The organism is Desulfurispora sp. (genome assembly GCF_052744395.1).
Genome location: NZ_JBRAJI010000002.1, coordinates 54,478 through 67,076 on the forward strand (window position 1 = coordinate 54,478; position 12,599 = coordinate 67,076).

Here is a 12,599-nt window from a genome sequence, read left to right on the forward strand (position 1 = left end):
ATGAGCCAGGTGATTGTGGTTACTTCGGGTAAAGGCGGCGTGGGCAAGACGACTACGACGGCCAATATTGGAGTGGGGCTGGCGGCGGCCGGGCATAAAGTGGTGCTGGTGGATGCCGATATCGGCCTGCGCAATCTGGATGTGGTGCTGGGCCTGGAAAACCGGATTGTCTACGATCTGACCAATGTTACTGATGGCCAGGTACCCTATCGCAAAGCCCTGATTAAGGACAAGCGGTTTGATAATCTATTCCTGCTGCCGGCGGCGCAGACCAAGGACAAAACCGCGGTCAGCCCGGAACAGATGAGGGCGCTTTGCCAGGAACTCCGGCAGGAATTTGAGTATGTAATTATCGACTGTCCGGCGGGCATTGAACAGGGCTTTAAAAACGCCATCGCCGGCGCGGAAAAAGCCATTGTGGTGACCACGCCCGAAGTTTCCGCCGTGCGCGATGCCGACCGGATTATCGGCCTTTTAGAGGCGCACGAGTTGCGCCGGCCGGCCCTGATTATCAACCGCCTGCGTTACCGTATGGTCAAGGCCGGAGACATGATGAGCATTGACGATATTATTGATATTCTTTCTATTGACCTGCTGGGTGTGGTTCCCGAAGATGAGCTGGTGGTGATCAACACCAACCGGGGAGAACCGGTGGTACAGGACAGCAAATCACGGTCGGGACAGGCCTACCGGAACATCGTCCGGCGGCTCAAAGGGGAACAGGTGCCCCTGATGGATCTGGAGGAAGAGGGCTTTGTGGCCAGGCTGCGCCGGATGATCGGCTGGAAATAACAGGGCAAAGGGGGTTAAGGCCCGTGCTGGATTTTATTACCCGCATTTTTTCCCGGGAGGCGGCCAGCAAGAATGTGGCCAAGGAGAGGTTGCGCCTGGTGCTGGTGCACGACCGGGCCGATGTGTCGCCCGAGCTGATGCAATTGCTCAAGGCCGACCTGATCCGGGTGATTAAGAACTACATGGAAATAGATGAAAATGCTCTGGAAGTCAACTTGGACAGCAGCGACAGCCAGGTGGCCCTGGTGGCCAACATTCCCGTCAAGAGCATGAAAAGGCTGAGCAGCATTCCCACACATAGCTGAAAGTGCCACTTTTGCGTGGCACTTATTTTTCTGGCGCGGGCTCACCAGGGCGGGTATAATGTATAGCGGTGGTGATAGCAGATGTACCAGCGTTTGTGGAAAAACATGGACCATGTGCTGCTGGCGGCGGTGGGGGTGCTGCTGGTATTCAGCCTGATTACCATTGGTTCGGCCACTCTGGAGTACAGCGACCCCGGCTATTTACAGCTGAAAAGTTTGAGCTTTTTCTGGCGCCTGACCAAACTGGACTTCACCTATGTGGTCAAGCAGCTGGTCTGGATTGTGCTCGGTCTGGGGGCTTTCGGACTGCTGATCAGTGTGGATTATGAAGTTCTGATCAAGCACTCCCGCCTGCTGTATGCGATTAACCTGTTGTTGCTGCTTCTGGTGATATTTCTGGGACACACGGCGCTGGGAGCGCAGCGCTGGATTGCCATCGGGCCCTTTCAGTTTCAGCCTTCTGAATTTTCCAAGTTGATTCTGATTATTACCCTGGCCCGTTTTTTGGCGGAACGGGAAGGCCGTTTGAGCAAATTTAGAGAACTGATCCCCTGCTTTGCCTTTGTTGGTCTGCCCACATTGCTGGTGCTCAAACAGCCCGACCTGGGTACCTCCCTGGTCTTTGTGGCCATCATGTTCGGTATGCTGTTTATGGCCGGAGCCAGGCCCTCCGTGCTGGTGACCATAATCGGTCTGGGCCTGGCGGCCGGTGTGGCGCTGTATTTTACCCATCATTATGTGCATCAGCCTGATGTCTTGCTGGAAGAACGGCTGGCTTATGTGAACAAAGCCCTGGAAGGCAATGCTTATTATGTGAATACAGATGAAAATATTGTCCGGGAGATGAGGAGTCTGCACCTTTCTACGGATAGAAAGGCTGATTTGCTCAAATTCAGGCAAGTGCTGGAAGAAAGGCACCGTATCTGGCATGCCCGGCATGAAAAGTTCCATAAATTCACTCTCAAAGAGTATCAAATGACCCGCCTGACCATCTTTGTCGATCCGGAAAGCGATTTGCTGGGTGCCGGCTATCACGTCTGGCAGTCCCGGATTGCCATCGGATCGGGGGGCATCCAGGGTAAAGGTCTGCTGGGGGGAACCCAGACCCACTTTACCTTTTTGCCCATCCGGCATACCGACTTTATTTTTTCCGTGGTGGGGGAAGAATTCGGGCTGCTGGGCGGCCTGCTGGTGCTGGCTCTTTTTGCCCTGCTGCTCTACCGGGGCAGCCGGGTGGTGCTGGTGGCCCGGGACAGCTACGGGGTGCTGCTGGCCACTGGTGTAGTGTGCATGTTTGCCTTTCACGTGCTGGTCAATATCGGCATGACGGCCGGAGTGATGCCGGTAACCGGCATACCGTTACCCCTGTTCAGCTACGGGGGCAGCAACATGCTGATGAACCTGGCGGCGCTGGGGCTGCTGATGAATGTCTATATCCGGCGCAAAAAACTCATGCTGTAAATCTGGCATAAGTAACCTCCCTGCCTCGTATTATTTGTAAAGGCGAGATGTACAAGCAATGCTTTTTCATGCAGGGAGGGATACCTTTGACCGGTCCGGAAGAGGAAAGAAACTATTATGATGCCTACTGGAAAATGGCCCGCCGCTACCCCCGCTCGCCGGGCTGGGATGGCTTTTCCGCCCCGCCCGGTCGCCGGGGAGGTCGTCTCTGGCTGAAAATTCTGGCCGCCGCCGGTGTGCTGCTGGTGCTGCTGTATGTCCGGCAGTGGGACAGCCCGGTGGGAGAACAGCTGCGGTTGGGGCTGCGCTACATTCTGACCACCGAGGTAAACCTGCAGCCGGCTCTGCAAAAGGCCGTGGAACTGGGCCTGCAGATGACCGGCACACCGGCACCCCAGGCTGGACCCGATGCTGCGCCGGCGGTGCAAACCATGGGTCCGGCCGGAGTACAGCTGCTGGTGCCGGTTTCGGGCCGGGTGGTGCGCCGTTTTGGCTGGCAGCAGGACTCGCTGGACAACCTGGAGAGATTTCATCCCGGTATTGATATTGCTGCACCGGCTGGCAGTGAAGTCAAGGCGGCCCTGAACGGCAAGGTGGAAAAGATTGCCGAGGACCGGCTGCTGGGCCATTATGTTTTGCTGGACCACGGTGGGGGTACTTATACCCTGTATGCCGGACTGGCCAATCTGCGGGTGGCGGTCGGGCAGTATCTGGCGGCCGGGCAGGTGCTGGCCGAGGTAGGGGACAAAAACGCTGCCGCTTCGGAACAGGGTTTGCATTTTGAACTGCGCCTGAAAGGCAAGCTGGTTGATCCGCTCACCTGCCTGCAGATCCCGGCCAGGTAGCGGCGCGGGGCGGGAGGTGGGTGCTGTTGTTTCTGGGCAGAATCTGGGGAGTCGGGATTTATGTCAATCCTTTCTTTCTGCTGCTGCTGGGCCTTTTTTTTGTGGCCGGGGTGCTGGCCAAAGGATTGATTGCTTTTGGTATCGTGCTGGTGCATGAGCTGGCCCACTGCCTGATGGCCCGGCGACTGGGCCTGCAGGCGAACGAAGTGGAACTTTTGCCCTTTGGCGGGGTTACCCGTATGGGCAGTGAACTGGTGCGGGAGCCCGGGCGGGAAATGCTGGTGGCGGTGGCCGGTCCGGCCAGCAATCTGGTACTGACCATGTTGGGGGTGGCGGCGAAAAATTACGGCTTCTGGCACCACGAGCTGGGGCCGTTTTTTTTGCAGTGCAATTTGCTGATCGCGGCCTTTAACATTTTGCCGGCCCTGCCTTTGGACGGGGGACGGGTTTACCGGGCCTTTCTGGCCCGCCGGCTGGGCGTGGCCCGGGCCCCCCCCCGGGCCCCCCCGGCCGGGCCCGGGGGGGGGGCGCTGGTGGGCCTGTGCGGTCTGGGCGGGCTGTGGCGGCGGTATAACCGGTTGGAGCTACCGGTAACGGGATTGTTTCTGTTTTACGCCGCCACCCGGGAGCTTACAGCGGCACCCTATGTTTACTTGCTGCAGCTGGAGAGCAAGCGTGAACAGTTTGCCAAATTGGCCGTCCTGCCCTGCCACGGGCTGGCGGTGCTGGAACAGGTGCCGCTGGGCCGGGTGGTGAGATGTTTTTTACCGGAACAATACAACCTGGTGCTGGTCTTTAACCGTACGGGCCGGCTGCTGGGCCTGCTGGGTGAGGAGCAACTACTCCAAAGTTTCTGGGCGGGAGAAGTGGACCGGGCGGTGGGTTCGCTGCTGAATTAGCCGCTCTGCTCCAAGGGAACCAGTTTTTGCTTTAAAAGATTTTGCCAGGTGGTTATAATAAAATTAATGCCCGAAAAACAGGAGTGAAAGAGTTTTGGATTTGTCGGAAAAATTGTCCGGGGTGCTGCCGCTGGTGGAAAAGCCCGCCCGCTATATTGGGGGCGAATGGAATTCCATTACCAAGGAATGGGAGCATACAGCCGTAAAAATAGTCTTTGCTTTTCCCGATGTCTATGAAGTGGGCATGTCGCACCTGGGCCTGCAAATTCTCTATCATGTGGTGAACCGGCGGGCCGATGCTCTGATGGAGCGGGTTTTCGCTCCCTGGCCGGATATGGAACGGCAGATACGCCAGCAGGCGATTCCCCTGTTCAGTCTGGAGAGCAAACGGCCGCTGCAGGAATTCGACATCATTGCTTTTACGCTGCAGTATGAGATGAGCTTTACCAACATTGTCAATATGCTGGATCTGGCCGGTCTGTCGCCCTGGGCGGCCCGGCGTTCCGGACGGCCGCTGGTGATTGCCGGTGGACCCTGTGCCTATAACCCCGAGCCGCTGGCCGAGTTTATCGACGCCTTTGTGATTGGGGAAGGGGAGGAAGTGCTGGGGGAAATCATCGATCTCTGCCGCGAAATGGGTCCGCCGCAGGGATCGGAGGACAAATTAAACCTGCTGCGCCGCCTGGCCGCCCTGCCCGGCGTATATGTCCCCGCTCTGTACCGGGAGGAGGAAGCACCGGATGGTGTACGCCATGTGGTGCCGGCCGATGCAGCGGCGCCGCCCCGGGTGGTGAAGCGGGTGCTGCGCGATATGGACGCCGCGCCCTATCCTTTAGAGCCCGTGGTTCCCTACCTGGCAGCCGTGCACGACCGGATGATGCTGGAGGTGCAGCGGGGCTGTACGCGCAGCTGCCGTTTCTGCCAGGCCGGAGTGATCTACCGCCCGGTGCGGGAGAAATCTCCGCAGGTGCTCACCGAACAGGCCCGCGCTCTGCTCAAGTCCACCGGCTATGATGAAGTGTCCCTGACCTCACTGAGCACGGCAGATTATTCCCACATTCGGCCGCTGGTGGATGAACTGCTGGGCTTTCTGGGGCCGTGCGGTGTTAATGTATCCCTGCCTTCCCTGCGGGTGGATGCTTTCAGTGTGGATCTGGCCAGAAAGGTACAGCAGGTGCGCCGTTCCACCCTGACTTTTGCTCCCGAAGCGGGTACCCAGCGGTTGCGCGATGTGATTAACAAAGGGGTAACCGAGCAGGATTTGCTCACCGCCGTGGACGCGGCCTTTGCGGCCGGCTGGCAGGCGGTGAAGCTTTATTTTATGCTGGGGCTGCCCACGGAAACCGCAGCCGACCTGGATGGTATTATTCATCTGGCCAGAGCAGTCCTGGAGCAGGGGAGAAAGCACCGCGTACCCAAAAATCGCTTGCGAGTAACCGTCAGTGTATCCTGCTTCGTGCCCAAAGCGCACACCCCCTTTCAATGGGAACCGCAGGACAGCCTGGAACTGCTGAAACAAAAGCAGGCTTACTTGCGGGAGAAATGCCGGGACAGGCAGATTACCCTGAACTGTCATGATCCATACCTGAGCATGCTGGAGGCTGTGCTGGCGCGCGGTGACCGCCGGCTGGGCCGGCTCATCCACCGGGCCTGGCAAAAAGGGGCGCGTTTTGACGGCTGGAGTGAATGGTTCAATCCGGAAATATGGCAGGAGGCCATGCAGGAGCTGGAGATAGATCCGGCCTGTTATGCCGGGCGGCGTTATCAATATCAGCAGGTGCTGCCCTGGGAGCACATTGATGCCGGGGTGAGCAAAAAGTACTTGATGGCCGAGCACAGGAAAGCTCTGGCCGGCCAGCTGACGCCGGACTGCCGCAGCGGGCGCTGTACGGGGTGTGGACTTTGCCCGGCTCTGGAGATTCGACCGGGTATATTGGGGGGCGAGCAGGTTGTACCGCTATCAGCTGATCTTTAATAAGGAAGGTTTGCTCAGGTATGTGTCGCACCTGGATTTGATGAAAACCTTCATGCGGGCGATGCGGCGGGCTGGACTGCCTCTGGCCTATTCCCAGGGATTCAACCCCCACCCCCGCTTCTCCATTGCGGCCCCCCTGCCGGTGGGCGGTGCCGGCCAGCGGGAGCTGGCCGAAATGGAACTGACCAGCTCTTTGCCGCCGGTCCAGATCAGAGATGAGCTGAACCGGACACTGCCGGAGGGTCTGCGCGTGCTGGCTGTGGAGCAGTTGCCCGACCGTCATCCGTCGCTGATGTCTCTGGTGGAGGCAGCCGAATACGAGGTTTATGTCCAACTGCCGGGCATGCTTCCTTCCGAACGGGTACAGGATGGGATCAGCAGCCTGCTGGAACAGGAGCAGGTGTTGATTATCCGGGAAAAAGAGGGCCAAAAGCGCCAGGTGGACATCCGTCCCGGTATCCGGGAGGTGGCGGTGGTCAAAAATGGGGATGGCGAGCTGGTTTTGCACATGCATCTGGCCCTGGGCAGCCGCCTGAATGTGCGGCCGGAAGAGGTGGTGCAGGCCCTGGCCGGTTTCTGGCAGGTGGACATTCCTCCGGGCAGTGTGCTCTGTACCCGCAAACGGCTGGATTTACGGGCGGACGTCTGAACAACTTTGCTCCGGGCCGACTTTTCTGTTTTTAAGGCAGGTTTTATTTATGTTGAAAGAAATTCTTATTAATGTTGGGGAAGAAGAAACCAGAGTGGCCGTGCTCGAGGACAGGCAGCTGGTGGAGATGTATATTGAGAGGGCGGTCAGCCAGCGCCTGGTGGGAAACATTTTCAAGGGTCGGGTGGAAAATGTTCTGCCCGGCATGCAGGCAGCCTTCGTGAATATCGGTTTGGAAAAAAACGCCTTCCTGTATGTGGAAGACGCTGTACCGGCCCGCGCTCCGGAAGGGCAGCCCGCCCTTTCGGGGGCCAACATCGGCGATATTTTAAGACCGGGACAGGAAGTGATCGTTCAGATCGTCAAAGAGCCCATCGGTACCAAGGGTCCCCGGGTGACCACGCACATCACCCTGCCCGGGCGCTATCTGGTGCTCATGCCCACGGTGGACTACATCGGCATCTCCCGGCGCATTGAAAGCGACCGGGAGCGGGAACGCCTCAAAGATATGGCCGCCCGGCTCAAGCCCGAAGGCATGGGCGTGATTGTGCGTACGGCGGCCGATGGTGTGGAGGAGGAAGAACTGCGCCAGGACGTGCAGCTGCTCAGCCGGCTCTGGCGCAAGATCCAGCAGCGGGCGTCGCACGGACCAGTACCGGCGCTGCTGCACCGGGATCTGGAGCTGGTGCAGCGCATTCTGCGCGATGTGTTTACCGAGGATGTGGCCCGGCTGACCATTGATTCGCGTCCGGAGTATGAAAAGGTGCTGGATTTGCTGGATATTACCGGTCCCAAGCTGAAATTCAAGGTCTTTCTGGATGAAAGGGATGATTTGTTCCGGCGGTACGGCATTGAGGCGGAACTGGAAAGGGCCCTCAAGCGCAAGGTTTGGCTGAGGTGCGGCGGGTATATTGTGATCGATCAGGCCGAAGCCCTGACGGCCGTGGATGTAAATACCGGCAAGTTTGTGGGCTCCACCAACCTGGAAGATACAGTACTGCGTACCAACCTGGAGGCGGCGGTGGAGATTGCCCGGCAGCTGCGCCTGCGCAATATCGGTGGTATCATCATTGTGGATTTCATTGACATGCAGCAGGAGGAACACCGGCGGCAGGTGCTGCAGGTGCTGGAAGAAGAAATCAAGAAGGATAAGACCAAAACCAACATTCTGGGCATTACCCAGCTGGGACTGGTAGAAATGACGCGCAAAAAGGTCAGGCCCAGCCTGAGTGAGGTGCTGCAGCGCCCCTGTCCGTACTGCGACGGGCGGGGCAAGGTACTCTCCGAGGAAACTGTGGGTATTCACTTCCGGAACTATATTTGCGATCTGGCCCGGCGCACCAGTGCCGATACCATCCTGGTAGAGGCCCACCCCCTGGTGGCGGCGCGGCTGATCGGTAGTGGCGGGGGCAACCTGCGCGATCTGGAGCACCGGACGGGCAAGAACCTGTACATTCGCGGTTGCCAGGGGCAGCACATTGAGGATGTTTCGGTGCGCCCGTTGTACGACCAGGCCGATATCCAGGCCAACACCCTGCCGGTAACACCGGGGCAGGTTCTGGAAGTGCGGATTGAAGAGCCGCATGCCGTCAACCTGCACGATGGTATTGCCCGTCTGGATGGTTTCATCCTGGATGTGGAGGGAGCCGGCTCCCTGGTGGGGGAAGTGGTGCCGGTGGAAGTGTCCCGGGTGCATCGCACCTACGCCCGGGCCCGCCTTTTGAAATAAAAAAGATCGCCTTTCCGCGGGGAAAGGGCGATCTTTTTTTGTGAGCTATATTATGCTGCCTGACAGCTGTCCCCCGGTTTGGCCTCAAAGCTGAGCGCTTTTTTCGGACACGCGGCCACACAGGATGCGCATTTGATGCAGTCGCGATCGCCCAGCACGCCCTCCTGGCGGAATTCGTAAGGTTTGAGCTGCATAGGACAGGCTTTGCTGCACAGCTTGCAGTTGACGCAGCTGGTTTCAATGCGCAAGGCTTTATCTTTTTTAGTCAGCAGATTGGCTATCGTGCCCATGGGGCAGATCAGGCACCAGGTGCGGGGGCTGTAAAGCACCGCCAGAATGATTCCCACGATGGTGGTGACAGTCAGGATGCGCACCAGGGCCAGACCCATGGCCGGCAGATCACCCCAGCTCAGGTACCACTGCAGGCCCATCATGGAAAAGATCATGACCACCATGAAGGCGCGCAGGGGCCAGCGGCGGAATAGGCCGGGTATCGGGCGTTTGGCGCTGAGCTTATCCAGGAGCAGGTCAAAGAAACTGCCCCGGGGACACATCCAGTTGCACCAGGCCCGGCCGTTGAACAGCGCGATGCCTACGGCCCCCACCATACAGCCCAGCAGGGCGAAGCCCAGCAGAGGCTGGAACCAGCCTCCAATGAGCACCAGGGGCAGGCCCAGCCAGGTGATTTTTGGCCATTGGCGCGATTTTGTTGGGGTAGACATAGTTTAACCTCCTTTTATAATTAAAATAAATTACGCTAACAATGTTAACAGCGAAGTTATTTATATATTAATTGCAAAATATTACGCTGTCAATATAAATAGAATAAAGATTTTTTCATACATGATAGATATTTTTGCTAATTCAGGTAGGTTACGGCAGGAATAATGATATATAATCAAGAAATAACAGACTAATGCCTCAATTAAAAATAATGGTAATATATCGGGGTGAGGAGAGTGGGAAACAGGCTTATGGGTCGATTTCCCTGGCATTTTGTGGGGATGGGCCTGATACCGGTGCTTGCTCTGGCCGTATTGACGCTTTATTTCGCCCGGCAGGGGAATTACTTTGATCTCCGCCTGATCTGGGGGCCGGTGATCAAGGGGCTGCTGATCTATACGCTGATCACCATACTCAGCGTCTGGCTGGTGGGCTGGCTTTTCTGGCGGGAGACCTGGCAAAGTGTGACCGCCTACCTGCCGGCCGGCTATCCGGCTGGCGGCCCACAGGTTAGCTCTACCCTGGAGCAGGAGGGAAAACTTTTTGACTACTCCTCCGGGTGGTATATGGAGAATATTGTGGATGATTCCAGCAGTGTGGTGGTGGTCCTGGACCGGGAGGGCCGGGTCAGATACCTCAATCACGCTGCCGCACAGCTGGCCGGCGTGACGCGTGAGGAAGCTGCCGGCAGGTCTTTTGCGGAGGTATTTCCTACCCTCTTGCCCGAACAGCAGCTGCCCCTGCTGGCCTTGCAAACCGGGCAGAATTTCATCCGGCACCAGCTGCTGGTCAACCTACAGGGTAAATTTATGGCCCTGGAGTGCGATTGCAGTTTACTGCCCAGCGGGGGCGGGGTGGTGTTCGTAGCGCGTGATTTTACCCAGCAGCGGCTGGTGGAAGAAGATCTGAAAAATATTGCGTTCTCATTTTCCCGCGACTTGAGTGCTTTGCGCGACGTGTTGAATAACCTGCCGGTGGGAGTGATTTCTTTTGATGAGGATCTGCAGATAAATTATGTCAACCGGCGCATGGAAGAATTGTCCGGCAGGAGTGGCCGCAGTTTGCTCCATGCCCCTTTGTACAGTTTGCAGGGGCGGATGTTTGCCGCTCCGGTGGTCCAGCAGCTTCTGGAGTGTACCGATGGCAACGGTAGCGTTTGCAATCTGCGGGTGCTGCTCTCCAGCAAAACCGCCGGACAGTTTCCGGCTTCGCTGAGCGCCCATCCCCAGTACAATGCTCTGGGGCGGCGGCAGGGCATGCTGCTGGTGGTGGAGGATTTGCGCCAGCAGGAAGCCTTTGCCCGGTTTGAGCGCATGGCGGAAGTCGTGTTGCATTCAGTGCAGTCGGTGGTGGTGGCTCTGGACAGTGCGGAAAGGATTATTTTCTTCAATCGGGCGGCCGGGCAGTTGCTTGATATGGACTGGAGGGAGGTAGCCGGAAAACCGGCCGGGGAGGTCTGGCCGCCGGCCTACCGGGTGCTGCTGGAACGCCTGCTGCATACCCTGCACCGGGGAGAGGCTGTTTCAAATGAAGAGGTAGTCTTGCGGCAGGAGGAAAACGAACAGCACCTGATTGTGCACACGGGAACAATTGAGGGAGAATACGGCCGCCAGGGTGTCACCCTGGTTGCACAGGATGTCAGCCAGTTGCGCCGCATGGAAAAGCTGGTGCACGAAAGGGAAAAGCTGGCCCTGATTGGTACTATGGCGGCCGGCATCACCCATGAAGTGAAGAACCCCCTCACTTCCATCCGGGGGTTTGCCCAGTTGATCATTGCCGGCAGGGATCAGGCCCGGGCAGCGGAATATGCCCGGATTATTCTGGAGGAAGCGGATCAGGCGGTACGGGTGGTGACCGACTTTTTGCAGGTGGCCCGGCCCAAAAAACCGGCCGTGCATCCGGTGAATATCAATGAACTGCTGACCGATGTTCTGGCCATTGTGGAACCCCAGGCTTTCCTGAGCAATGTGCTGACCTTTTTAAAGACCTGTCCGGTGCCCTGTCAGTGTCTGGTGGATGCCGGCCAGATCAAGCAGGTGCTGATGAATCTTTGTCAGAACGCCATCCAGGCCATGCCCCAGGGGGGCAGTCTGACCATATCTGCTGAAATCTGTGAACCGGGCCAGGTGGCTGTAAGCATTACCGACACGGGGGTGGGCATGACGCCCGAAGAAATGCAGAAGCTGGGCGTGCCCTTTTATACTACTAGAGAAAAAGGTACCGGACTGGGCCTGAGCATCTCCTACGCCATTGTGGATGCGCACGGGGGCCGGGTGGAGGTGAGCAGTGAAAAGGGGCGGGGAAGCAAATTCACGATAATTCTGCCCTGCCGGCAGGATGCCCTTGTGTAATCTGACCGGATGTGTTAAAATACCGTACTGTAGGTATATATCGACCGCACGGTCGGGGCGGGAAGAAAACAGGCGGCCTGCCTGTGCCCCGGGCCGGCGTGTCCCGCAATTAAAGGGGGTTTTGCTGATGTACGCAATTATTGAAACCGGCGGCAAACAGTACAGAGTACAGGAAGGCGATACGCTGTATGTGGAAAAACTGCCCGCCGAACCGGGACAGGTAGTTACGGTGGACAGCGTTCTGGCGGTGGAAAAGGACGGACAGCTGGTGCTGGGTAATCCTCTGGTGGAGGGAGCCCGGGTCAGCCTGCAGGTAGTGCGGCACGGGCGGGGCGCCAAAATTATCGTTTTCAAGTACAAGCCTAAAAAGAACTACCGCCGCAAAAAAGGACACCGCCAGCCGTTTACCCAGGTGGTAGTGGAGAAAATCCAGGCTTAATTGGGAGGTGTGATATAGATGGCACACAAGAAAGGTGTAGGTAGCTCCAGGAACGGCCGGGACTCCCGGCCCAAGATGCTGGGCGTGAAAAGAGCCGACGGGCAGTTTGTTACCGCCGGTTCCATCCTGGTCAGACAGCGCGGCACCAGGATCCACCCGGGCCGCAATGTGGGGCGCGGGGGCGATGATACGCTCTTTGCCATGATTGATGGCGTGGTTAAATTCCGCAGCCGGGGAGACAAAAAAGAAGTCTGCGTCCTGCCGGCGGAAACAATGGCTCTGTAAAAAAAGCAACCTGTCTGCTTAAAAGCGGACAGGTTGCTTTTTTGGTTCAGGTGGTTACCGATTGGGCCTGCGAATACTGTGGGGTGTCCCGCTTACTTGTTCCCGCCGTAAGGATAACCGTAGTAGGGCATGCTCAGCAACAGCAG

General features: G+C 57.7%; 12 protein-coding genes. 11 read left to right on the top strand and 1 reads right to left on the bottom strand.

All coding sequences use genetic code 11. The features are described from left to right. From minD to ACUVTU_RS01105, 8 genes are all read left to right on the top strand, one after another. Nucleotides 1-792, top strand: coding sequence for a septum site-determining protein MinD (gene minD / locus ACUVTU_RS01070; RefSeq protein WP_445888104.1), 792 nt, complete (start codon nucleotides 1-3; stop codon nucleotides 790-792). Between the two features lie 23 nt (nucleotides 793-815). Continuing rightward, the gene (gene minE / locus ACUVTU_RS01075) at nucleotides 816-1,097 is read left to right on the top strand and encodes a cell division topological specificity factor MinE (RefSeq protein WP_445888105.1); all 282 of its coding nucleotides are present in this window, start codon (nucleotides 816-818) and stop codon (nucleotides 1,095-1,097) included. Nucleotides 1,098-1,178: 81 nt separating this feature from the next. Then, entirely contained in the window at nucleotides 1,179-2,558 is a 1,380-nt protein-coding gene (gene rodA / locus ACUVTU_RS01080; protein ID WP_445888106.1) for a rod shape-determining protein RodA, read from the top strand. A gap of 86 nt (nucleotides 2,559-2,644) precedes the next feature. Next, complete coding sequence (locus tag ACUVTU_RS01085) at nucleotides 2,645-3,403, top strand: M23 family metallopeptidase (RefSeq protein WP_445888107.1); 759 nt, start codon at nucleotides 2,645-2,647, stop codon at nucleotides 3,401-3,403. A gap of 26 nt (nucleotides 3,404-3,429) precedes the next feature. Then, entirely contained in the window at nucleotides 3,430-4,302 is an 873-nt protein-coding gene (locus ACUVTU_RS01090; protein ID WP_445888108.1) for a M50 family metallopeptidase, read from the top strand. Nucleotides 4,303-4,396: 94 nt separating this feature from the next. After that, the gene (locus ACUVTU_RS01095; protein WP_445888109.1) at nucleotides 4,397-6,277 is read left to right on the top strand and encodes a TIGR03960 family B12-binding radical SAM protein; all 1,881 of its coding nucleotides are present in this window, start codon (nucleotides 4,397-4,399) and stop codon (nucleotides 6,275-6,277) included. Beyond that, entirely contained in the window at nucleotides 6,252-6,926 is a 675-nt protein-coding gene (locus ACUVTU_RS01100; RefSeq protein WP_445888110.1) for a TIGR03936 family radical SAM-associated protein, read from the top strand. The genes ACUVTU_RS01095 and ACUVTU_RS01100 overlap by 26 nt, the downstream gene beginning before the upstream one ends. 49 nt (nucleotides 6,927-6,975) lie before the next feature. Next, the gene (locus tag ACUVTU_RS01105; RefSeq protein ID WP_445888111.1) at nucleotides 6,976-8,655 is read left to right on the top strand and encodes an Rne/Rng family ribonuclease; all 1,680 of its coding nucleotides are present in this window, start codon (nucleotides 6,976-6,978) and stop codon (nucleotides 8,653-8,655) included. 50 nt (nucleotides 8,656-8,705) lie between these two features. Here the strand turns inward: ACUVTU_RS01105 and ACUVTU_RS01110 are convergent, their stop codons facing one another. Beyond that, nucleotides 8,706-9,377, bottom strand: a complete 672-nt coding sequence (locus tag ACUVTU_RS01110; protein WP_445888112.1) for a 4Fe-4S binding protein — start codon at nucleotides 9,375-9,377, stop codon at nucleotides 8,706-8,708. 252 nt (nucleotides 9,378-9,629) lie between these two features. Between ACUVTU_RS01110 and ACUVTU_RS01115 the strand changes: the two genes are divergently transcribed. The 3 genes from ACUVTU_RS01115 (at nucleotide 9,630) to rpmA (ending at nucleotide 12,453) form a co-directional block, all read left to right on the top strand. Further along, nucleotides 9,630-11,729, top strand: coding sequence for a PAS domain-containing protein (locus tag ACUVTU_RS01115; RefSeq protein ID WP_445888113.1), 2,100 nt, complete (start codon nucleotides 9,630-9,632; stop codon nucleotides 11,727-11,729). A gap of 127 nt (nucleotides 11,730-11,856) precedes the next feature. Beyond that, nucleotides 11,857-12,168 carry a 50S ribosomal protein L21 gene (gene rplU, locus ACUVTU_RS01120; RefSeq protein WP_445888114.1) on the top strand — a complete coding sequence of 104 codons (312 nt, stop codon included), beginning with the start codon at nucleotides 11,857-11,859 and terminating at the stop codon, nucleotides 12,166-12,168. Nucleotides 12,169-12,186: 18 nt separating this feature from the next. Then, nucleotides 12,187-12,453, top strand: a complete 267-nt coding sequence (rpmA, locus tag ACUVTU_RS01125; RefSeq protein ID WP_445888115.1) for a 50S ribosomal protein L27 — start codon at nucleotides 12,187-12,189, stop codon at nucleotides 12,451-12,453. Nucleotides 12,454-12,599 lie beyond the last annotated feature (146 nt).